At 60.7% G+C, this 22173-nt stretch carries 17 protein-coding genes; 10 read left to right on the plus strand and 7 right to left on the minus strand.

Going from position 1 to position 22173, the window contains the following annotated elements; all coding sequences use genetic code 11:
- From mraY to lpxC, 10 genes are all read left to right on the plus strand, one after another.
- Nucleotides 1-677, plus strand: a 677-nt coding sequence (gene mraY / locus M9827_RS16590) for a phospho-N-acetylmuramoyl-pentapeptide-transferase (RefSeq protein WP_250606234.1), incomplete at its 5' end; no start/stop codon positions are given.
- A gap of 5 nt (nucleotides 678-682) precedes the next feature.
- Nucleotides 683-2029 carry a UDP-N-acetylmuramoyl-L-alanine--D-glutamate ligase gene (murD, locus tag M9827_RS16595; RefSeq protein ID WP_250606235.1) on the plus strand — a complete coding sequence of 449 codons (1347 nt, stop codon included), beginning with the start codon at nucleotides 683-685 and terminating at the stop codon, nucleotides 2027-2029.
- On the plus strand, nucleotides 2026-3243 hold the full coding sequence (gene ftsW, locus M9827_RS16600) for a putative lipid II flippase FtsW (RefSeq protein WP_007916996.1): 1218 nt from the start codon (nucleotides 2026-2028) through the stop codon (nucleotides 3241-3243). Before murD ends, ftsW begins: the two co-directional genes overlap by 4 nt.
- Entirely contained in the window at nucleotides 3233-4303 is a 1071-nt protein-coding gene (murG, locus tag M9827_RS16605; RefSeq protein WP_250606236.1) for an undecaprenyldiphospho-muramoylpentapeptide beta-N-acetylglucosaminyltransferase, read from the plus strand. The genes ftsW and murG overlap by 11 nt, the downstream gene beginning before the upstream one ends.
- Nucleotides 4296-5756 (plus strand): UDP-N-acetylmuramate--L-alanine ligase, encoded by a 1461-nt coding sequence (gene murC, locus M9827_RS16610; protein ID WP_016987574.1) that lies wholly within the window; start codon nucleotides 4296-4298, stop codon nucleotides 5754-5756. The genes murG and murC overlap by 8 nt, the downstream gene beginning before the upstream one ends.
- Entirely contained in the window at nucleotides 5753-6712 is a 960-nt protein-coding gene (locus M9827_RS16615; protein WP_250606237.1) for a D-alanine--D-alanine ligase, read from the plus strand. Before murC ends, M9827_RS16615 begins: the two co-directional genes overlap by 4 nt.
- Before the next feature lie 4 nt (nucleotides 6713-6716).
- Nucleotides 6717-7583: a cell division protein FtsQ/DivIB gene (locus tag M9827_RS16620; RefSeq protein ID WP_250606238.1), complete on the plus strand. Its 867-nt coding sequence runs from the start codon at nucleotides 6717-6719 to the stop codon at nucleotides 7581-7583.
- Nucleotides 7584-7598: 15 nt separating this feature from the next.
- The gene (gene ftsA, locus M9827_RS16625; RefSeq protein ID WP_007916987.1) at nucleotides 7599-8858 is read left to right on the plus strand and encodes a cell division protein FtsA; all 1260 of its coding nucleotides are present in this window, start codon (nucleotides 7599-7601) and stop codon (nucleotides 8856-8858) included.
- Nucleotides 8859-8962: 104 nt separating this feature from the next.
- Complete coding sequence (ftsZ, locus tag M9827_RS16630; protein ID WP_250606239.1) at nucleotides 8963-10159, plus strand: cell division protein FtsZ; 1197 nt, start codon at nucleotides 8963-8965, stop codon at nucleotides 10157-10159.
- Nucleotides 10160-10271: 112 nt separating this feature from the next.
- The gene (gene lpxC / locus M9827_RS16635) at nucleotides 10272-11183 is read left to right on the plus strand and encodes a UDP-3-O-acyl-N-acetylglucosamine deacetylase (RefSeq protein ID WP_007916984.1); all 912 of its coding nucleotides are present in this window, start codon (nucleotides 10272-10274) and stop codon (nucleotides 11181-11183) included.
- Between the two features lie 148 nt (nucleotides 11184-11331).
- Here the strand turns inward: lpxC and M9827_RS16640 are convergent, their stop codons facing one another.
- The 7 genes from M9827_RS16640 to M9827_RS16670 form a co-directional block, all read right to left on the minus strand.
- Nucleotides 11332-12837 (minus strand): sensor domain-containing diguanylate cyclase, encoded by a 1506-nt coding sequence (locus M9827_RS16640; RefSeq protein WP_250606240.1) that lies wholly within the window; start codon nucleotides 12835-12837, stop codon nucleotides 11332-11334.
- Between the two features lie 224 nt (nucleotides 12838-13061).
- Complete coding sequence (locus tag M9827_RS16645; RefSeq protein WP_250606241.1) at nucleotides 13062-14378, minus strand: OprD family porin; 1317 nt, start codon at nucleotides 14376-14378, stop codon at nucleotides 13062-13064.
- A gap of 197 nt (nucleotides 14379-14575) precedes the next feature.
- On the minus strand, nucleotides 14576-14797 hold the full coding sequence (locus M9827_RS16650; RefSeq protein ID WP_250606242.1) for a hypothetical protein: 222 nt from the start codon (nucleotides 14795-14797) through the stop codon (nucleotides 14576-14578).
- Between the two features lie 410 nt (nucleotides 14798-15207).
- Entirely contained in the window at nucleotides 15208-16572 is a 1365-nt protein-coding gene (locus tag M9827_RS16655) for a heavy metal sensor histidine kinase (RefSeq protein ID WP_250606243.1), read from the minus strand.
- Complete coding sequence (locus M9827_RS16660) at nucleotides 16562-17239, minus strand: heavy metal response regulator transcription factor (protein ID WP_007916978.1); 678 nt, start codon at nucleotides 17237-17239, stop codon at nucleotides 16562-16564. Before M9827_RS16660 ends, M9827_RS16655 begins: the two co-directional genes overlap by 11 nt.
- A 9-nt stretch (nucleotides 17240-17248) precedes the next feature.
- A complete protein-coding gene (locus M9827_RS16665) occupies nucleotides 17249-20350 on the minus strand; it encodes a multidrug efflux RND transporter permease subunit (RefSeq protein ID WP_250606244.1) in 3102 nt (1033 codons plus the stop codon).
- Nucleotides 20347-21504: an efflux RND transporter periplasmic adaptor subunit gene (locus M9827_RS16670; protein WP_250606245.1), complete on the minus strand. Its 1158-nt coding sequence runs from the start codon at nucleotides 21502-21504 to the stop codon at nucleotides 20347-20349. Before M9827_RS16670 ends, M9827_RS16665 begins: the two co-directional genes overlap by 4 nt.
- Nucleotides 21505-22173 lie beyond the last annotated feature (669 nt).

A 22173-nucleotide genomic window follows, 5' to 3' on the forward strand; every position in this document is an offset into this window, starting at 1 on the left:
GGCAATCGGTGTTCGGTCTCGGCGCGGCGATCTTCCTTTATATGACTGCGTCCACCCCGGTGGAAACCACGCTGATCCTGCCGATGCTCAAGGACTACAGCATTCCGCTGGGCGCAGGCTTCATCGTGCTGACCTACTTTGTGATCGTCGGTTCGAGCAACGCGGTCAATCTGACTGACGGCCTCGATGGTCTGGCGATCATGCCCACCGTGATGGTTGGCGGCGGTCTGGGCATCTTCTGCTACCTGTCGGGTAACGTGAAGTTCGCCGAATACCTGCTGATTCCTTACGTGCCGGGCGCGGGCGAGCTGATCGTGTTCTGCGGTGCGCTGATCGGTGCCGGTCTGGGCTTCCTGTGGTTCAACACCTATCCGGCGCAAGTGTTCATGGGCGACGTCGGTGCCCTGGCACTCGGCGCGGCACTGGGCACCATCGCCGTAATCGTCCGTCAGGAAATCGTCCTGTTCATAATGGGCGGCGTGTTCGTGATGGAAACCCTGTCAGTCGTCATTCAGGTTGCGTCCTTTAAGCTGACCGGTCGCCGTGTGTTCCGCATGGCACCGATCCACCACCATTTTGAACTCAAGGGCTGGCCCGAGCCGCGCGTGATCGTCCGTTTCTGGATCATCACCGTGATTCTCGTGCTGATCGGCCTTGCCACCCTGAAGCTGAGGTAGAACGAGTGTCTCTGATCGCTTCTGACCACTTCCGCATCGTTGTCGGCCTCGGCAAGAGCGGCATGTCCCTGGTTCGCTTCCTGGCGAACCGGGGCACGTCGTTTGCCGTGGCCGACACGCGGGAAAATCCACCGGAACTGGCCACGCTCAAGCGTGACTATCCGCACGTGGAAGTGCGTTGTGGCGAGCTGGACGTCGAATTCCTGTGCCGTGCCGACGAGCTCTACGTGAGCCCCGGCCTGGCGCTGGCGACCCCGGCCCTGCAAGCCGCTGCGGCCCGTGGCGTGAAACTGTCCGGCGACATCGAGCTGTTCGCGCGTAACGCACGGGCGCCGATCGTGGCCATCAGCGGTTCCAACGCGAAAAGTACCGTGACCACGCTGGTTGGCGAGATGGCGGCTGCGGCTGGCAAGCGCGTCGCCGTCGGTGGCAACCTCGGCACCCCGGCGCTGGACCTGCTCAGCGACGACGTCGAGCTTTACGTGATGGAGCTGTCGAGTTTCCAACTGGAAACCACCGACCAGCTCAATGCCGAAGTGGCCACCGTGCTGAACATCAGCGAAGATCACATGGATCGCTACAGCGGTCTGCCGGCGTACCACCTGGCCAAGCACCGGATCTTCCGTGGCGCCAGGCAGTTCGTGGTCAACCGTCAGGATGCGCTGACCCGTCCGTTGATGGGCGAGGGCCAGCCATGCTGGACCTTCGGCCTGACCAAACCGGATTTCAAGGCATTCGGTATCCGCGAAGAAGACGGCGAGAAGTACCTGGCCTTCGAATTCCAGAACCTGATGCCGGTGCGTGAGCTGAAGATTCGCGGCGCCCATAACCAGTCCAACGCCCTCGCAGCATTGGCGCTGGGGCATGCCGTGGGCTTGCCGTTCGACGCCATGCTCTCGGCCTTGCGCACTTTCGCCGGCCTCGAACATCGCTGCCAGTGGGTGCGTGATCTCGACGGCGTGGCCTATTACAACGATTCCAAAGCGACCAACGTTGGCGCCGCACTGGCCGCCATCGAAGGCTTGGGCGCGGACATCGACGGCAAGGTCATTCTGATCGCCGGTGGTGATGGCAAGGGTGCCGAATTCAACGATCTGCGTGGTCCGGTGGCGGCCAACTGCCGCGCCGTGATCCTGATGGGCCGCGACTCGGACAAGATCGGCACAGCCATCGGTGATGCCGTACCGCTGATTCGCGCGACCTCGCTGGTCGACGCCGTTGCGCAGTGCCGCGCCGCCGCCCAGCCGGGTGACGTTGTGCTGCTGTCGCCGGCCTGCGCCAGTTTCGACATGTTCAAGAATTACGAAGACCGTGGTCACCAGTTCGTCCGCGCTGTGGAGGATCTGGCATGAGCCTGCGCAATATCATCAAGCCGTATCCTTCGCCGATTATCACCGGGCGCGGCATCGACCTCGATTTCCCGATGCTCGCCGGTTGCCTGGCGCTGCTTGGTCTCGGCCTGATCATGATTGCCTCGGCGTCCACCGAAGTGGCGGCGGCGCAGTCCGGCAGCCCGCTGTATTACATGATTCGCCACCTTATTTATGTGGTGCTGGGTCTTGGCGCGTGCATCGTCACCATGATGATTCCGATTGCCACCTGGCAACGCCTCGGCTGGCTGATGCTGATCGGTGCGTTCGGTTTGCTGGTGATGGTGATCATCCCGGGCATCGGGCGCGAAGTGAACGGTTCGATGCGCTGGATCGGTTTCAGCTTCTTCAACGTGCAGCCGTCGGAAATCGCCAAGGTGTTCGTGGTGATCTACCTCGCCGGTTATCTGGTGCGGCGTCAGAAAGAAGTGCGCGAGAGCTGGATGGGCTTCTTCAAGCCGTTCATCGTGCTGCTGCCGATGGCCGGTCTGCTGCTGATGGAGCCGGACTTCGGTGCCACCGTGGTGATGATGGGCGCTGCGGCGGCCATGCTATTTCTCGGCGGGGTCGGGCTGTTCCGCTTCTCGCTGATGGTGGTGTTGGCGGTCGGGGCGGTGGTCTTGCTGATTCAAATGCAGCCGTACCGGATGGCGCGTCTGACCAACTTCGCTGACCCGTGGGCCGACCAGTTCGGCGCCGGTTATCAATTGTCGCAAGCCTTGATCGCTTTCGGTCGCGGCGAGTGGCTGGGCGTGGGCCTGGGCAACAGCGTGCAGAAGCAGTTCTATCTGCCGGAAGCACACACCGACTTCGTGTTCTCGGTATTGGCCGAAGAGCTGGGCGCGGTGGGTTCGCTGTGCACTGTCGCGCTGTTCGTGTTCGTGTGTATTCGCGGCATGTACATCGGCTTGTGGGCAGAGAAAGCCAAACAGTTTTTCGCCGCTTATGTGGCTTACGGCCTGTCGTTCCTGTGGATTGGTCAATTCCTGATCAACATCGGGGTGAACGTCGGTCTGCTGCCAACCAAAGGTCTGACCTTGCCGTTCCTCAGTTATGGCGGCAGTTCGTTGGTGATCTGCTGTGCCTGTCTGGGCTTGTTGCTGCGGATCGAGTGGGAGAGTCGAACCCACCTGGGCAGTGAAGAGATGGAATTCCATGAGAGCGACTTCGCCGAGGAGCCGAATCATGGGCGCTAACGTATTGATCATGGCCGGCGGAACCGGCGGCCACGTATTCCCGGCGCTGGCCTGTGCCCGCGAGTTTCAGGCGCGCGGTTACACCGTGCACTGGCTCGGCACGCCACGCGGTATCGAAAACGAACTGGTGCCGGCGGCCGGTCTGCAACTGCACCGGATCAACGCCACCGGCCTGCGCGGCAAGGGCAAGCTGTCGCTGCTCAAGGCGCCGTTCATGCTGCTGAAATCGGTGTGGCAGGCGCGGGCAATCATTCGTCGCTTGAAGCCAGTGTGTGTGGTCGGCTTCGGTGGTTATGTGACCGGCCCCGGTGGCCTCGCCGCAAAACTGGCCGGCGTGCCGGTGATCGTTCACGAGCAGAACGCTGTGGCCGGCACCGCCAATCGGTTGCTGGTGCCGTTCGCCGCCCGGGTGTGTGAAGCGTTCCCCGACACCTTTACTCTGTCGGACACCCGCCGTACCACCGGAAACCCGGTGCGCAGCGAGCTGTTCCTCGACACATCGCGACCTGCCCTGGCCGGTCGCAAAGCGCGTTTGCTGATCCTCGGCGGAAGCCTGGGCGCAGAACCGTTGAACAAATTGCTGCCTGAAGCCCTGGCCCAAGTCGCTGCCGATTTGCGCCCGGAAGTGTTTCATCAGGCCGGCAAAAACCACGATGAAGTGACTGCAGAGCGCTACCGCGCCGCCGGCGTGGATGCGCAGGTGCAGCCGTTCATCAAAGACATGGCCCAGGCCTATGGCTGGGCTGACCTGGTGGTGTGCCGCGCAGGCGCGTTGACCATCAGTGAGCTGGCTGCCGCCGGTCTGCCCTCGATGCTGGTGCCTTTGCCCCACGCGATCGACGATCACCAGACCCGCAACGCCGATTATTTGGCCCGTGAAGGCGCAGCCTTCCTGATGCCGCAAAGAACGACTGGCGCCGCGGACCTTGCCGCGCGCCTGACAGAGGTCTTGATGCAACCGCAACGACTCGAAGATATGGCCCAAGCGGCCCGCCGTCTGGCGAAACCCGATGCCACCCGTAGCGTGGTCGATACCTGTCTGGAGGTGGCCCATGGTTGAGAATCAGAAAGCCATGCCGCAACCGGAAATGCGCCGCATCCGTCGCATCCACTTCGTCGGTATCGGCGGCGTGGGCATGTGCGGGATTGCCGAAGTGTTGTTGAACCTGGGCTATGAAGTGTCCGGTTCCGACTTGAAAGCTTCGCCGGTGACCGAGCGTCTGGAATCGTTCGGTGCGCACATCTTCATCGGCCACCGTGCCGAGAACGCCGCTGCCGCCGATGTGCTGGTGGTGTCGAGCGCTGTGAATACCTCCAACCCGGAAGTGGCGAACGCGCTTGAGCGCCGCATCCCGGTGGTGCCGCGTGCCGAGATGCTCGCCGAACTGATGCGCTATCGCCACGGCATCGCCGTTGCCGGTACGCACGGCAAAACCACCACCACCAGCCTGATCGCTTCGGTGTTCGCCGCCGGTGGTCTGGACCCGACCTTCGTCATCGGTGGCCGTCTGAATGCCGCGGGCACCAATGCCCAGCTCGGCACCAGCCGTTATCTGATCGCCGAAGCCGACGAAAGCGATGCGAGTTTCCTGCACCTGCAACCGCTGGTGGCCGTGGTCACCAACATCGACGCCGACCACATGGCAACCTACGACGGTGACTTCAACAAACTGAAGAAAACCTTCGTCGAGTTCCTGCACAACCTGCCGTTCTACGGTTTGGCCGTGATGTGCCTGGACGATCCGGTGGTGCGCGAAATTCTGCCGCTGGTGAAACGTCCGACCGTGACTTACGGCTTCAGCGAAGACGCTGACGTGCGCGCGATCAATATTCGCCAGCAAGGCATGCAGACGTTCTTCACCGTGCTGCGCCCGGATCGTGAGCCGCTGGACGTGTCGGTGAACATGCCCGGCAACCACAACGTGCTCAACTCGCTGGCGACCATTTGCATCGCCACCGACGAAGGCGTCAGCGATGAAGCCATCGTCCAGGGCCTGTCGGGCTTCCAGGGCGTTGGTCGGCGTTTCCAGGTCTACGGCGAACTGCCAGTGGACGGCGGCAACGTGATGTTGGTCGACGATTACGGTCACCACCCGACCGAAGTCGCCGCAGTGATCAAAGCCGTGCGCGGTGGCTGGCCGGAGCGCCGTCTGGTGATGGTCTACCAGCCGCACCGTTACAGCCGCACCCGCGACCTGTACGACGATTTCGTCAATGTACTGGCCGACGCCAACGTGCTGCTGCTGATGGAAGTCTATCCGGCCGGCGAAGAGCCGATCCCGGGCGCCGACAGCCGCAAGCTGTGCAACAGCATCCGTCAGCGCGGGCAGCTCGACCCGATCTACATCGAGCGTGGCGTCGATCTGGCGCCGCTGGTCAAGCCGCTGCTGCGTGCCGGCGACATCCTGCTGTGCCAGGGCGCCGGTGATATCGGCGGTCTCGCGCCGAAGCTGTTGAAAAGTGAATTGTTCGCTGGCGCCGTGGCGGCGTCGGTCGAGGGGAAGTTGAAATGACTGCTGCCTACGCCAAACTGTTCTCCACCATCGCGCCGAAAGACTTCGGCCGCGTCGCCGTACTCTTCGGTGGCCTGAGTGCCGAGCGTGAGGTGTCGCTGAAATCCGGTAATGCCGTGCTCGACGCGCTGCAAAGCGCTGGCGTGGACGCGTTCGGCATTGACGTTGGCGCCGACATTCTGCAACGTCTGCTCAGCGAAAAGATCGACCGCGCCTTCATCATTCTTCACGGCCGTGGCGGTGAAGACGGCAGCATGCAGGGGCTGCTCGAAGTGGCGGGCATTCCGTACACCGGCAGTGGCATTCTGGCTTCGGCACTGGCGATGGACAAACTGCGCACCAAACAGGTCTGGCACAGCCTCGGGATTCCGACGCCGCGTCACGCCGTGCTGTGCAGCGAAGCCGATTGTATTTCGGCGGCGACGGAACTGGGCTTCCCTTTGATCGTCAAACCGGCGCATGAAGGTTCAAGTATCGGGATGGCCAAAGTGAGTTCTGCGTCCGAGTTGATCGACGCATGGAAAGCGGCCAGTACCTACGATTCGCAAGTCTTGGTTGAGCAATGGATTCAAGGTCCGGAGTTCACCATCGCCACCCTGCGTGACCAGGTGTTGCCTCCAATTGCCCTGGGTACACCGCACACGTTCTACGACTACGACGCCAAGTACATCGCCAACGATACCCAGTACCGCATTCCGTGCGGGCTGGATGCCGCCAAGGAACAGGAACTCATGGATCTCACGGCCAAGGCCTGTGAGGCGCTGGGTATTGCCGGTTGGGGCAGGGCGGACGTGATGCAGGACGCCGACGGGCAGTTCTGGTTCCTGGAAGTGAACACCGCGCCGGGCATGACCGATCACAGTCTGGTACCGATGGCGGCCCGTGCGGCTGGCCTGGATTTCCAGCAACTGGTTCTGGCCATTCTCGCCGCCAGTGTTGAAGACGCTCGAGGTTAAGACGATGCAAGGCGCTCAGCTCAGACATCAGCCTCCCGCACCCGGCCGCAAGCCGGTGCCGCGGGGTGCCAGCCGAATGGTGGCGAAAGAGCCGATGTCCGCGCGCCTGCCGAAAGCCAATTTCAGCTTTCTGAAAAGTCTGTTCTGGCCGGTGCTGCTGGTGGCGCTGGGCTTTGGTACCTACGAAGGTGCAACACGTTTGCTGCCGTACGCCGACCGGCCGATCACCAAGATCGCCGTGCAGGGCGACCTGAGCTACATCAGCCAGCAAGCGGTGCAGCAGCGAATCGCCCCATACGTGGCGTCGAGCTTCTTCACCATCGATTTGGCCGGGATGCGTACCGAGCTTGAACAGATGCCGTGGATCGCTCACGCCGAAGTGCGTCGGGTGTGGCCGGACCAGGTGGTGATCCGCCTCGAAGAGCAACTGCCGGTGGCGCGTTGGGGTGACGAGTCGTTGCTGAACAACCAGGGCCAGGCGTTTACGCCCAGGGAACTGGCCAACTACGAACACTTGCCACAGCTGTTCGGCCCACAACGGGCCCAGCAGCAAGTCATGCAGCAGTATCAGGTGCTGAGCCAGATGCTGCGGCCGTTGGGCTTCTCGATTGCACGCCTGGAACTGCGTGAACGCGGGAGCTGGTTCCTGACCACCGGTGCCGGCAGTTCCGGCCCCGGCATCGAGTTGCTGCTGGGACGCGGCAACCTGGTGGAAAAGATGCGCCGCTTTATCGCCATCTATGACAAGACGCTTAAAGAACAGATTACGAACATTGCGCGCATCGATCTGCGCTACGCCAACGGCCTCGCTGTTGGCTGGCGGGAACCAGTCGCGCCGACGACAGCCCAACCCGCTGTCGCGAAGAATTAAGAAGAGGCAGGACCCATGGCAAACGTGCAAAGCGGCAAAATGATCGTCGGTCTCGATATCGGCACCTCCAAGGTGGTGGCGCTGGTCGGCGAGGTTTCCGACGACGGCTCGCTGGAAATCGTCGGGATCGGTACCCATCCGTCCCGTGGCCTGAAGAAGGGCGTGGTGGTCAACATCGAGTCCACCGTGCAATCGATCCAGCGCGCGATCGAAGAAGCCCAACTGATGGCGGGCTGCCGCATTCACTCGGCGTTCGTCGGTGTGGCGGGCAATCACATCCGCAGCCTGAACTCCCACGGCATCGTTGCGATCCGCGATCGTGAAGTCAGCTCGGCCGACCTTGAGCGCGTGCTCGACGCCGCTCAGGCTGTGGCGATCCCGGCTGATCAGCGCGTGCTGCACACCCTGCCGCAGGATTATGTGATCGATAACCAGGAAGGCGTTCGTGAGCCTCTGGGCATGTCCGGTGTGCGTCTGGAAGCCAAGGTTCACGTGGTCACCTGCGCCGTCAACGCCGCACAAAACATTGAAAAATGCGTGCGTCGCTGCGGTCTGGAAATCGACGACATCATTCTTGAGCAACTGGCGTCCGCGTACTCGGTGCTGACCGACGACGAAAAAGAGCTGGGCGTGTGTCTGGTCGACATCGGCGGTGGTACCACCGACATCGCGATCTTCACCGAAGGCGCGATCCGTCACACCGCAGTGATCCCGATTGCCGGAGATCAGGTGACCAACGACATCGCCATGGCGTTGCGCACCCCGACCCAGTACGCCGAAGAGATCAAGATTCGCTACGCCTGCGCCCTGGCCAAACTGGCCGGTGCCGGTGAAACCATCAAGGTGCCGAGCGTCGGCGACCGTCCACCGCGCGAGCTGTCGCGTCAGGCCCTGGCCGAAGTGGTCGAGCCGCGCTACGACGAACTGTTCACGCTGATTCAGGCCGAGCTGCGTCGCAGCGGCTACGAAGACCTGATCCCGGCCGGCATCGTGCTGACCGGTGGCACCTCGAAGATGGAAGGCGCCACTGAACTGGCCGAAGAAATCTTCCACATGCCGGTCCGCCTCGGTGTGCCGCATGGCGTGAAAGGCCTGGATGACGTGGTGCGCAACCCGATTTATTCCACTGGCGTTGGCTTGTTGATGTACGGCCTGCAAAAGCAGTCCGACGGGGTTTCGTTCTCCGGCATCGGCAGCCGCGACAGCTACAGCAACGAAGAGCCTCAGGCGCCGTTGCTGGACCGATTGAAGAAGTGGGTTCAAGGCAACTTTTAAAAGCAGCTCGAAGCGTCAAGCTTCAGGCGGCAAGCAGTAGCAGTAGATGCACCGCGACAAAAATGCAGTAGGCGAAAAAACTAGAGAATGTAAGGAGAGGGAAAATGTTCGAACTCGTAGACAACATCCCCGCAAGCCCGGTAATCAAAGTTATCGGTGTTGGCGGTGGCGGCGGCAACGCTGTCAATCACATGGTCAAGAGCAACATCGAAGGCGTTGAATTCATCTGCGCCAACACTGATGCTCAAGCGCTGAAAAACATCGGCGCGCGCACCATTCTGCAACTGGGCACCGGCGTGACCAAAGGTCTGGGCGCTGGCGCCAACCCTGAAGTAGGTCGTCAGGCCGCTCTCGAAGACCGTGAGCGCATTGCCGAAGTCCTGCAGGGCACCAACATGGTGTTCATCACCACTGGCATGGGCGGCGGTACCGGTACCGGTGCTGCGCCGATCATCGCCGAAGTGGCCAAGGAAATGGGCATTCTGACCGTCGCTGTCGTGACGCGTCCGTTCCCGTTCGAAGGCCGCAAGCGTATGCAGATCGCCGACGAAGGCATCCGCATGCTCTCCGAAAGCGTCGACTCGTTGATCACCATTCCCAACGAGAAGCTGCTGACCATCCTCGGTAAAGACGCAAGCCTGCTGTCGGCTTTCGCCAAGGCTGACGATGTATTGGCCGGTGCCGTTCGCGGTATCTCCGACATCATCAAGCGTCCGGGCATGATCAACGTCGACTTCGCCGACGTGCGTACCGTGATGAGCGAAATGGGCATGGCGATGATGGGCACTGGCTGCGCCAGCGGTCCGAACCGTGCACGTGAAGCGACCGAAGCTGCAATTCGCAACCCGCTGCTGGAAGACGTGAACCTGCAAGGTGCACGCGGCATCCTGGTGAACATCACTGCCGGTCCTGACCTGTCTCTGGGTGAGTACTCCGACGTGGGTTCGATCATCGAAGCCTTCGCTTCCGAACACGCGATGGTCAAGGTCGGTACCGTTATCGATCCGGACATGCGCGACGAGCTGCACGTGACTGTGGTTGCCACCGGTCTGGGCGCGAAAATCGAGAAGCCTGTGAAGGTCATCGACAACACCGTTCACACCTCCATGGCTTCCGCCCAGGTGCAACAACCGGCTCCGGCCCGTCAGGAAGTGCCAGCGGTGAACTACCGTGATCTGGACCGTCCGACCGTCATGCGCAACCAGGCTCAGGCCGGTGCTGCGGCTGCCGCGAAGATGAATCCGCAAGATGACCTGGACTACCTGGACATCCCGGCTTTCCTGCGTCGTCAGGCCGATTGATGGAATGTATCAGGGCTATGAAGGTGATTGGTGTTCAGCAAAGGCATGGTCTGCTATCATCGCCAGCCTTTGTTGATACCAGTTCGCAATTTGCGCTGAAGCGGCCCAAGCCATGATTAAACAACGCACACTGAAAAATATTATCCGTGCCACAGGTGTAGGCCTGCACTCCGGTGAGAAGGTCTATCTGACCCTCAAGCCTGCGCCTGTCGACACTGGCATTGTGTTTTGTCGCGCTGACCTCGACCCTGTGGTGCAGATTCCTGCCCGCGCGGAAAACGTCGGTGAAACCACTATGTCGACGACGCTGATCAACGGCGACGTCAAAGTGGACACGGTAGAGCACTTGCTCTCGGCCATGGCTGGCCTGGGCATCGATAACGCCTACGTCGAGCTCTCCGCGTCCGAAGTCCCGATCATGGATGGCAGCGCTGGACCCTTCGTATTCCTGATTCAATCGGCAGGCCTGGAAGAACAGGACGCCGCCAAGAAATTCATCCGCATCCTGCGTGAAGTGACAGTGGAAGACGGCGACAAGCGCGCCACTTTCGTCCCTTTCGAAGGCTTCAAGGTGAGCTTCGAGATCGATTTCGATCACCCGGTATTCCGGGACCGCACCCAGAGTGCAAGCGTGGATTTTTCCAGCACTTCGTTCGTAAAAGAAGTCAGCCGCGCCCGTACCTTTGGTTTCATGAGTGACATCGAGTACCTGCGCAAGCACAACCTCGCACTCGGCGGCAGCGTTGAAAACGCAATTGTGGTCGACGCTGATGGTGTGTTGAACGAAGACGGTCTTCGTTATGAAGACGAATTCGTCAAACACAAGATCCTCGATGCGATTGGCGACCTGTACCTGCTGGGCAACAGCCTGATTGGTGAGTTCAAAGGCTTCAAGTCCGGTCATGCACTGAACAACCAGCTGCTGCGCAAGTTGATTGAGCAGACAGACGCTTGGGAAGTGGTGACGTTCGAAGACGCCAGCACCGCACCGATCTCTTACATGCGCCCGGTTGCGGCCGTGTAAGTAAAAAACCTCTCTAGTTTTTTGAAGGCCATCCTCGGATGGCCTTTTTTTATGCTCTTTTAAAATCAAAAGATCGCAGCCTTCGGCAGCTCCTGCATGGGAATGCGATCATCCTGTAGGCGCTGCCGAAGGCTGCGATCTTTTGATCTTAATAGCTCACGACCCGATTACGCCCACCTTCCTTGGCCTGATACAGCGCCTTGTCCGCCGCAAACAACAACTGCTCCAGCGTCATCTCGCTCGCCGTCGTCCACGTCGCAATGCCAATGCTCACGGTCATCGGCCGATCGGCACCGTCGACCAACGGCAATTGCTCCACCGCCTGACGAATATGCTCGGCAATCTGCTGCGCGCCCTGGCCGTCGGTCTCGGCGAGAATCACCGAAAACTCTTCACCTCCGTAGCGCGCCACCAGATCCGCCGGTCTCCGCACATTTTCCGTGATGACCCTGGCCAGCGTCTTCAGCGCCAAATCGCCGCCCTGATGGCCATGCCGGTCATTAAAGGCCTTGAAGTGATCGGCATCGATCATCATCACTGACAGCGGTTTACCTGAACGCTGGGCGCGGAACCATTCGTGACGCAGTGTCTGATCGAGCATCCGCCGATTGGCCAAGCCCGTCAGCGCATCGGTGGCGGCCAGTTGCGCCAGCTCGCGCTCGGCCCGTTGGCGCAGGCGCAACTCGCGAGCCAGCAACCAGGTCAGCCACAGCAAACCCATACACAACACGCCCGTGGCACCACTGATCAGAATCGCGGTGCGCCGCCAGGTGCCGAACACTTCGTCGCTGGACAGCGCGACCATCACCGTCAGCGGCAGATTACCGACCCGCGAATAGGTATAGAGCCGCTGTTGCTGGTCCATGCTTGAGGTGCTGGTAAAACTGCCATTGCCATCCTTGTCCCCGAGGATCCGCACGACATTCGGTCGGTTGCCGAAGCTCTTGCCGATGGAATCGCTTTGCAGATAAGGCTTCTGCGCCAGCAGGATGCCGTCGTTGTTGATGATGTTCAGCGTGCTGTCATTGCCGATGTCGAGGCTGTTGAACAACTGATCGAAGTAATCGAGTTTCATCGACGCCACGGCCACACCGGCGAACTCACCGGTTTCCGAGGAAATCCGTCGACTGAAGCTGATTCGCCACTGATTGGCCTCGTCACAGTCGCAACGGGTCTTGAATGGGCGGCTGATGAACATGCCGATGTGGCGGTCGAGCGCGTGGGCGAGGAAGTAGTCGCGGTCGGCAAAGTTGCCCGGCTTCGGTTCGATCCGCGAGGAGTCGGCAAGCACATCACCGTTCTTGTCGAGCAGCAGTATGTCGCCCTTGAAGCGCGCCGTGGTTGAGCGGTCGAACAGCGCCAGGTGGCGGATCTGCGGTGAGACATCTTGCAGGTCATCGCGCTGGGCGGCGGCGATCAGACCTTGCAAGGTCAAGTCGTACAGCTCGACGGTGCGCAGTACATCGGCGTCGATCAGCTGCGCGATGGTGGTGGCGCTGCGTGTCGCCGATTCCTGAGCGTTGGCGTGCTCGCGGATCAGCAGGAACGTGACGATGCACAGAATCGCGATCACGCTCAGCAAACTGCCGCAGATCAGCAGCAATTCGGGGCGTCCGGTCTTGCCCGCAACGGGTGGGGTACGGCTCGCGATCATGATGGGCTGTCGGTTGGGGGAAAGTCTTATAAGCGTAGTTGCACAAACACTGCTGCCGAAGCCAGAAACCATTCCTAATGTGGGAGCGAGCCTGCTCGCGAAAGCGCTGTGTCATTCAACCTGGATGTCGAATGGTAGACCGCTTTCGTCGGAACGCCGCTCGGAGCAGGCTCGCACACAGGGTGCATCACTGAATTTAAGACGGTGTTATGGCGGCGCCGATCTTAGAAGACGTTGAGCGGGTAGTCGATGATCACGCGGTACTCATCTGTATCTGAATCAATCACGCCGTAACCGTTGCCGCCACGGTTGGTTGCCCATTGCAGGTGTACCGCCAGATCCTTGGCCTGACCGCTTTGCACCACGTACTTCAAATCGAGATCGCGTTCCCAATGCTTGGCGTTGCGGCCATCGGCGCTGTACCAGTTGGAATAGCCCTTGCTGTCGGGGTCGACCTTGGTCAGATCCACCGTACCGCGCGAATAGGACACGGAGGAGGTCAGCCCCGGCATGCCGACACCGGCGAAATCATAGGCGTACTTGAGCTTCCACGAGCGTTCGTTCGGGCCGTTGAAGTCGGAATACTGCTGCGAGTTATCCAGATAAACGCTGTCGCCCTGGCTGATGTAGTCGAACGGCGTGTTGCCGTTGACCCGCTGATAGGCGGCAGTGACGCTGTGGCTGCCGACGCCGACAGTGAAATGCACGCTGTAGGTGTTGTTGTCGATGTTGCCGAGCAGCGCATCGCCGGTGTCTTGCGTGTGATAGAAGTGCAGGCCCGGGTTGAGGCTGACCAGATCGCTCAACTGCCAGGTGTAGTCGAGGTCGTAGTAGTACTGGTTCCAGATGTCTTTCAACTCAGCGGCGTACAGGCTGCTGGTCAGGCCTTCGACGCCGCTCCACGCCACGCCGGTCCAGTTCAGGTGCTGACTCTCGTCGCCATCGGCCAGCGTCCCGTACGAGGTGCCGATGCGCGTATGGCCGCTCTGGTTGTACGGTTTGGTGAAACTCGCCTGGCCACCTTCGATCAACCAGCCGTCGAAGCTGTGGTTGGTCAGGCTCACACCCCGGAAAGTCTGCGGCAGCATGCGCGTGTCGCCGCCGGCGATCACCGGGTTGGTGAGGAACAGGTCACCGGCCTTCAACTCGGTATCGAATGCGCGAATTTTCAACGTGCCGCCCGCCGTGGAGAACGAACCCGGGGCTTTGCCGCCATTCTCTCTGATCGGGAGGATGCTCGAGCCGTCCGTGCCGCCTCCGCCATCGAGCTTTAACCCGAGCATGGCGTGGGCATCGAGGCCGAAACCGACCGTGCCTTCGGTGTAGCCTGACTGGAAAACCCCGAGAAAGCCCTGGCCCCACTCGATGTTGTCGTCCGCTTTCTGCAAGCGGTTGCGATTCATGTAGTAGTTGCGGGCGTTGAGGTTGAGGCTCGAGCCTTCGACGAAGCCTTCTTTGGCAGGTTCATCGGCGTGGACGGCGGGAGCAATCGTTGCGGCAATTGCAATGAACAGCGGGGTGAAACGGACTGGGTAACGCACGTGCGATGGAGCTCCTTGGGTCAACTGGCCCTTCAATGGCGTGAGGGGCTTGATGTTTCTTGTTGTTACAGACGAACCAGACGGCTTTCAGACCACAACGAAAAAAGGCCGCTGAAAAGCAGCGGCCTGGAATGACGACGGTTGAACGGGAAGAGCCAAACAACCGCGTCGAGGGAAACGTTGGCGCGGTGCGCGACTCAGCTGTCTTTCTCGGTAGCTTGAGTTTGGGAAGTGGCAGCCTGCGGGGCTTGCGAGGCGTCTTGCGCCTTGGCCATCACTTCGGCCTGATGTTGATCGAAGGCCTGCGCGCGAGCGACGTTGTGCGCTACGAACGACTGCGATTCTTCAGCCATCGCCATCGGCGACAGGATCAATGAGGACAAAACGAACGCGCTGGCAATACCCATACTGTTGGACATCTTGAAAACCTTCTCGCTTGGCGAGTGCTGTTTGGTGCGGGCAAAGATAAGGTTGCCGGGCGTCGGGAAACAGCGTGATTTTCATAAATGACTGTTGCGCAGGAGGTAAAAGTCAAAGATTGCGGTGCAGCCAAGAGCAACCCCCTCACCCCAGCCCTCTCCCCCAAGGGGGCGAGGGGGAAAGGGAGCAGATCTCCATGCTTTTCAAAGCCTGACTACGACTGGATATTTCAGGTCGGCGTACTTCGAGAGAAAAACTCGGCCAGTCTCGCTCCCCCAGGGAGAAGGGGAGCAGATCTTCATGCTTTTCAGAGTCTGAGTTCGACTGGATATTCCAGGTCGGCGTACCTTGAAAGAACAACGCGGTCAGTCCCCTCTCCCTCTGGGAGAGGGTTAGGGTGAGGGGCTTTTCAGACCGGAAGATAAATCCCGAAGGTATTCATCCCGCGATCACTGCGCACAAACACATCGCCGCCATGCATCAACGCAATCGCCTTGACGATCGCCAGCCCCAAGCCATGGTTATTGCCACTGTTGCTGCGCGACGCATCCACCCGATAAAAACGCTCGAACAAGCGCGGCAAGTGTTCGCTGGCAATCGGCGAGCCGGGGTTGGCCACGCCGATACTCACCTGATGTTCCTCGACCTCGATGCGCACCTCGATCACCTGTCCAGGGCCGGTGTGCTGCACCGCGTTGCTCAACAAATTGATCAACGCCCGACGCAAATGCGCGACCTCGATGTGCACCAGCGCATCACCGCTGACCCGCACTTCAACCTGCGCATCTTCAAGGATGAAATCCAGATATTCCAGGGTCGTCGCCACCTCATCGGCCAGCGACGTCGAGGTCAGTTTGGTCGCCTTGTTGCCTTGGTCGGCACTGGCCAGAAACAGCATGTCGTTGATGATCGAGCGCAGCCGTTCCAGTTCTTCCAGATTCGATTGCAGCACTTCGAAGTAATGCTCGGCGGAGCGGCCGCGAGTCAGCGCCACTTGCGTCTGGCCAATCAGATTGGTCAGCGGCGAGCGCAGTTCATGGGCCACATCGGCGTTGAATGATTCCAGCCGTGAGTAGGCCTGTTCAACGCGCTCCAGCGTCGAGTTGAACGAGTCGACAAACTGCTCCAGCTCCGGTGGCAGCGGCGACAGACGCAAGCGCCCGGCGCGTAATGGGGGCGCCAAGCGTTGAGCTTCGTGGGACAGTTTGATCAACGGCTTGAGGCCGATCCGAGCGACCCAATAGCCCAGCGCCGAGGCCATCAACACGCCGACAATCGCCAGACCGATCAGCGCAATCAGCAGATTGTGCTGAGTCTCGTGGAAGGTCTCGGTATCGATGCCGATCATGAAGCGCAGCGGCGGGCGTTGATCCTTGGCCGGCAACTCGGTCAGCAGCACTTTCAGTGGGTAAGGCTGGCCGGGCAACTGCAGGTCATGCATGCCCAACGGGCCTTTGGCGAAGGCACGAATGGCGGCGTCCGGTTGACCATATTCGTAACCCGGATCACCACTCACCACCCAGAAACGAATGCGTTTGTCCTCTTCGCCGAGCAGCTTCAACTTGGCGTTTATCTTCACCCAATGCTCCGGCGTACCGAAGCGATTGAGCGCCGATTCGAGCACGCTATATCGGGCATCCAGCTCGGCTTCCGGCAGCAACCCCAAGCCTTTATCGACTTGCTGATACAACGCGCCGCCGATCAACAGAAACACCAGCAGCGCCACCAGAGTGAACATTCCACTGAGGCGCAGGGCAATCGAGTTACTGGACACCACGGCTCTCCAGCACATAACCCATGCCACGAATGGTGTGCAGCAGTTTCTCGTCGAACGGCCCGTCGAGCTTGGCGCGCAGGCGTTTGATCGCCACTTCGACGACGTTGGCGTCGCTGTCGAAATTGATGTCCCAGACCATCTCGGCAATCGCGGTTTTCGAAAGGATTTCACCCTGGCGGCGGGCGAGGACGCTCAACAACGAAAACTCTTTGGCGGTCAGATCCAGACGGGTGCCGGCGCGAGTGGCCTTGCGGCTGATCAAATCTATCCACAGGTCAGCGATGCTCACCTGCACCGGTTCATGACCGCCGCTGCGCCGGGTCAACGCTTGCAGGCGCGCGACCAGTTCGAGGAAGGAAAACGGTTTGCCGAGGTAATCGTCGGCGCCGTCGCGCAGGCCTTTGATGCGGTCTTCGACGCGCTCGCGGGCGGTGAGCATGATCACCGGGGTCTGCTTGCGCGCACGCAACGCGCGCAACACGCCAAAGCCATCGAGGCCCGGCAACATGACGTCGAGGACGATCACCGCGTAGTCGCTTTCCAGCGCCAGATGCAGCCCCTCGACGCCGTCGCGGGCCAGATCCACGGTGTAACCCTGTTCCGTCAGACCGCGGTGCAGATAGTCCGCGGTTTTTTCCTCGTCTTCGATAATCAGAACGCGCATGACCCTGCCTCAGTCTGTGGTCGCCAGTGCCGGTGAGGGCATCGGTTTGGGCCGGTGGAACAGCCGCTCGAGCCACAAGTATATGACCGGAGTGGTAAACAGCGTCAGCATCTGGCTGACCAGCAAACCGCCGACCACTGCGATCCCCAGCGGCTGGCGCAACTCGGCGCCGGTGCCGTAACCGAGCATCAGCGGCAGAGCGCCAAGCAGGGCGGCGAGGGTGGTCATGATGATTGGCCGGAACCGCGTGATGCACGCCTCGAAAATCGCTTCCTGCGGCGACAGGCCTCGCTGGCGCTGCGCTTCGAGCGCGAAGTCGATCATCAGAATGCCGTTCTTCTTGACGATACCGATCAGCAACACCAGGCCGATCAACGCCATGATCGAAAAGTCCTGACCGCAGATCCACAGCATGATCACCGCACCCAAACCTGCCGCCGGCAGCGTCGAGATGATCGTCAGCGGGTGCACGAAGCTTTCATAAAGCACACCGAGAATGATGTACACCGCAACCAGCGCCGCGAGAATCAGCCATGGCTGGCTGGCCAGCGAACTCTGGAACGCCTGCGCCGCGCCCTGGAAATTGCCGCTGATCGCCGTCGGCATGCCGATCTCGGCCTTGGCCTGATTGAGCAGAATCACCGCATCACCCAACGCCACGCCAGGCGCGAGGTTGAACGACAGGTTGGCGGCGGGGAACATGCCGTCATGCGCGATCGACAACGGGCCAATGGTCGGCGCGTCAAATTTGGCCAGCGCTGACAGCGGCACCATCTCGCCACTCAGTGGCGAGCGCAGGTAGAAATAGTTGAGGCTCTCGGCCTTGCCGCGCTGTTTGGTGTCCAACTCCAGAATCACGTTGTACTGGTTGACCTGGGTCTGGAATTCATTGATCTGCCGTTGGCCGAAGGCATCGTACAGCGCCTCGTCGACATCGCTGGCGGTCAGGCCGAAACGTGCGGCGGCGCTGCGGTCGATGCTGATGTGGGTGATGCTGCCGCCCAGTTGCAGGTCATTGGAAATGTCACGGAACGCGGGGTTGCTGCGCAGTTTTTCGGTCAGGCGTTGCGTCCACGTCGCGAGGGTCGCGCCGTCGTTGCTCTTCAGCACATATTGATACTGCGCGCGGCTCGGGCCGGAGCTGAGGTTGATGTCCTGGCCGGCGCGCAGGTAGAGCACGATGCCGGGGACTTTCATCAGTTGCGGACGGATGCGGTCGATGAACTGGCTGGCTGAAACATCACGGTCGCCGCGTTTTTTCAGGGCAATCCAGAAGCGGCCGTTGGCGATGGTCTGGTTGCTGCCGGACACGCCGACCGAGTGGGAAAACGCCTGCACGGCCGGATCGGCGGCGACGATTTCGGCCATCGCGAGGTGTTTTTTTACCATGTCGCCGTAGGAAATATCCGCAGCGGCTTCGGTGGTGCCGAGGACGAAACCGGTGTCCTGCACCGGGAAGAAACCTTTCGGGATAAAGATGTAACCGCCGATGGCCAGCGCCAGCGATAAACCGAAAACGCCGATCATCAACTTCTGATGGGCGAGGGCGCGGCGCAGACCTTTCTCGTACCAGCCGAGCAGACGTTCGCTGAAGCCCGGTTTGGCGTGGGCGTGGTGCACCGGTTTGCGCATGAACAGCGCCGCCAGCGTCGGCGCCAGGGTCAGCGACACCACCACGGAAATCATGATGGTCGAGGTCGCCGTCAGGGCGAATTCCTTGAACAGTCGCCCGACCACACCACCCATGAACAGCAGCGGAATAAACGCCGCCACCAGCGAAAAGCTGATCGAGACCACGGTAAAACCGATCTCGCCCGCGCCTTTGATCGCGGCCTCGCGCATGTCGTCGCCGGCCTCCAGATGCCGGTGGATGTTTTCCACCACCACGATGGCATCGTCGACCACAAATCCCACGGCCACCACGATCGCCACCAGCGTCAGGTTGTTCAGGCTGAAACCGAGGATGTACATCAAGGCGAAACTGGCGATCAGCGACACGCCGAGTACCGCCGAAACAATCAGGGTTGCCGACAACTGACGCAGGAACAGTGCCATCACCGCCACCACCAGGAGGATCGCGATCAACAGCGTGATCTCGACTTCATGCAGCGAGGCGCGGATGGTCTGGGTGCGGTCGATCAGAACGTCGACCTGCACAGAGGCCGGCAGCATGGCTTCGAGGCCGGGCAGGGCGGCTTGGATGCGATCCACTGTCTCGACAATGTTGGCGCCAGGTTGGCGCGAAATCACAAGGTTTACCCCCGGTCGATCACCCGCCCACGCTTGCACATAATCATCTTCCGAACCGTTGATAACGTTGGCGACATCTCTTAGGTGAACCGGGGCGCCATCCTTGTAGGAAACGATGAGCTGGCGGTACTCCTCAGGCTGGAACAACTGGTCGTTGGTCGACAGCGTGGAAATACTCGACTCGCCGTACAGCGCGCCCTTGGCGAGGTTGAGGCTGGTTTGCTGGATCGCCAGACGGATGTCAGCGAGGGTCAGGCCGATGGCCGCGAGTTTGTCCGCCGAAGCCTGAACGCGGATCGCCGGACGTTGCTGACCGGTGATGTTGATTTGGCCTACGCCGTCGATCTGACTGATCTGACGCGCGAGCAGGGTTTCCACCAGATCGCTGAGTTCGGTGCCGGGCATCTGCGTCGAGCTGACACTGAGGATCAGCACCGGGCTGTCGGCCGGGTTGACCTTCCTCCAGGTCGGCAGCGTTGGCATGTCTTTGGGCAACTTGCCGGCGGCGGTGTTGATCGCTGCTTGGACTTCCTGAGCGGCGGTGTCGATGCTCTTGTCGAGGCTGAATTGCAGGGTCAGCAGGGTAGAGCCGAGCGCACTGCTGGAAGTCATCTGGGTCATGCCGGGGATGGCACTGAATTGCACCTCCAGCGGCGTGGCCACGGACGAGGCCATGGTGTCGGGGCTGGCGCCGGGCAATTTCGCGGACACCTGAATCGTCGGAAATTCCGCTTCCGGCAGTGGGGCAATCGGTAAGCGCGGGAAGGCAATCAACCCGACCAGTACCAAGGCAATGGTCAGCAGAATTGTTGCGACCGGGTGATCGATACACCACGTGGAGACGCCTTTGTGCGCCTTCATGGTTTCGGCTCCGCTTGCACCACCTGCGGCGGCTCGCTCATGACTTGCACGGTCGAACCGGGTTTGAGCCGCGACTGGCCATCGGTCACCAGCACATCACCGGCCTTCACGCCTTTGATGATGTCCTGGCCGCTGCCTTGGTGAACCATCTGCACCTGCACCGCTTCGACCTTGTCGCCATTCACTCGGTAAACGAAGTGTTGATCGAGGCCACGTTGTACGACGGTGGGCGGGACGACCAGCGCATCTTTGTCGAGGGCTGTCTGAATTTTTACCGTCACCAGCAGGCCGGGCCAGAGTTTTTGGCTGGCGTTGTCGAATTCGGCTTTGGCGCGGATGGTGCCGGTGTTGGCGTTGATCTGGTTGTCGATCAGGGTCAGGTGCCCTTCGCCGAGCAGGCTGCCGGTTTCGCCATCGGTGTCGGCGCCGATGTAGGCCTTGACCTGCGCACGCTGTGGATCGTTGATCAGGCCTTGCAGGGTCGGCAGCATTTGCTGGGGCAGGGAGAATTCGACGGCGATCGGGTCGATCTGGGTGACGGTGAACAGTCCGGCGGTGTCGGTCGTGCGCAGGAAGTTGCCTTCATCTACTGTGCGAATACCGACGCGGCCGGTGACCGGGGAGCGGATTTGCGTGTAGGACAGTTGTACTTGCGCGGCGTCGATTGAGGCTTGGTTGCCTTGGGCGGTGGCTTTGAGCTGGTTGACCAGGGCTTGTTGCTGGTCGTAGGTCTGTTTCGAGATGCCGTCGTCGACGGTGAGCAGTTTGTAGCGTTTGAGGTTGACCAGGGCGACTTGCAGTTGCGCCTGGCTTTCGCCCAGTTGGGCGCGGGCCTGGTCGAGGCTGGCGCGGATGGAGCGGTCGTCGATGGTGGCCAGCAGGTCGCCTGCTTTGACGAGTTGGCCTTCTTTGACGAGGATTTTGGTGAGGATGCCGTCTATTTGTGGGCGCACGACGACGCTGTGTAATGAGAGTACGGAGCCGATGCCGCTGGTGTAGCGGGGGACGTCTTTTTCGCTGACCGCTATGACTCGCACGGGGATGGCGGTGGGGGTGGCGAGTTTGGTCGGGGCGGGTTTCATTGCCCACCATGTGCCTGCGGCGGCCAAGACGATCACTAGGGCTAGCAGGGCTTTGTTCTTTTGGATTCGCATGCGGGGTGGGCGCCGGGCGGAGTTTGGGCAGGGTTGTTGTCTTTATAAACCTGTCTGCGGGTCAGTAGGGTGACGGCTAGCTGTCAGCGCTGTCAGTTTTCTTTGCGGTGGATCCGTTGCTGCGGTAACGGCGGCTTAGGGGATGGCCCTTACGGCGACTCACTTTTTTACAAGAGCGCCTAAAAAAGTAAGCAAAAAACGCTTGCTCCTACGTACGGCCCGCTCGCTGGGGCTCGGGGTTCCTTCGCTCCGGGATCGATCCGGGCGCAGCGTCTCCGGTTTGCTTCGCTGCACCTACTCCCGCTGTGTTTGGCTTCGCCAAACGGTCGCTGCGCTCCCACGCCCGGATCAATCCCTCCACTCAGCCTTCCGACGTCGCCCGTGGGTCAAGATCAAAAGCAGGCGAGCTGACACTCGGCCTATTGAGTGGTGAGGAGCACAGCGTGCTCGGCTTTGGATTTGTGGTGGATTTGCCCCTCACCCCAGCCCTCTCCCGAGGGAGAGGGAGCCGATTTGTGTGCTTTTCAAGATCCAAATTCAACGAGGTATTGCACGTCGGCGTACCTCCCGCAAACACCACGGTCATTCCCTCTCCCTCCGGGAGAGGGCTAGGGTGAGGGGCTTTTGATCTGTTTCAGAATCTGAGTTCGACTCGGTATTTCACGTCGG

Source organism: Pseudomonas sp. AKS31 (assembly GCF_023634765.1).
Lineage (GTDB): Bacteria > Pseudomonadota > Gammaproteobacteria > Pseudomonadales > Pseudomonadaceae > Aquipseudomonas.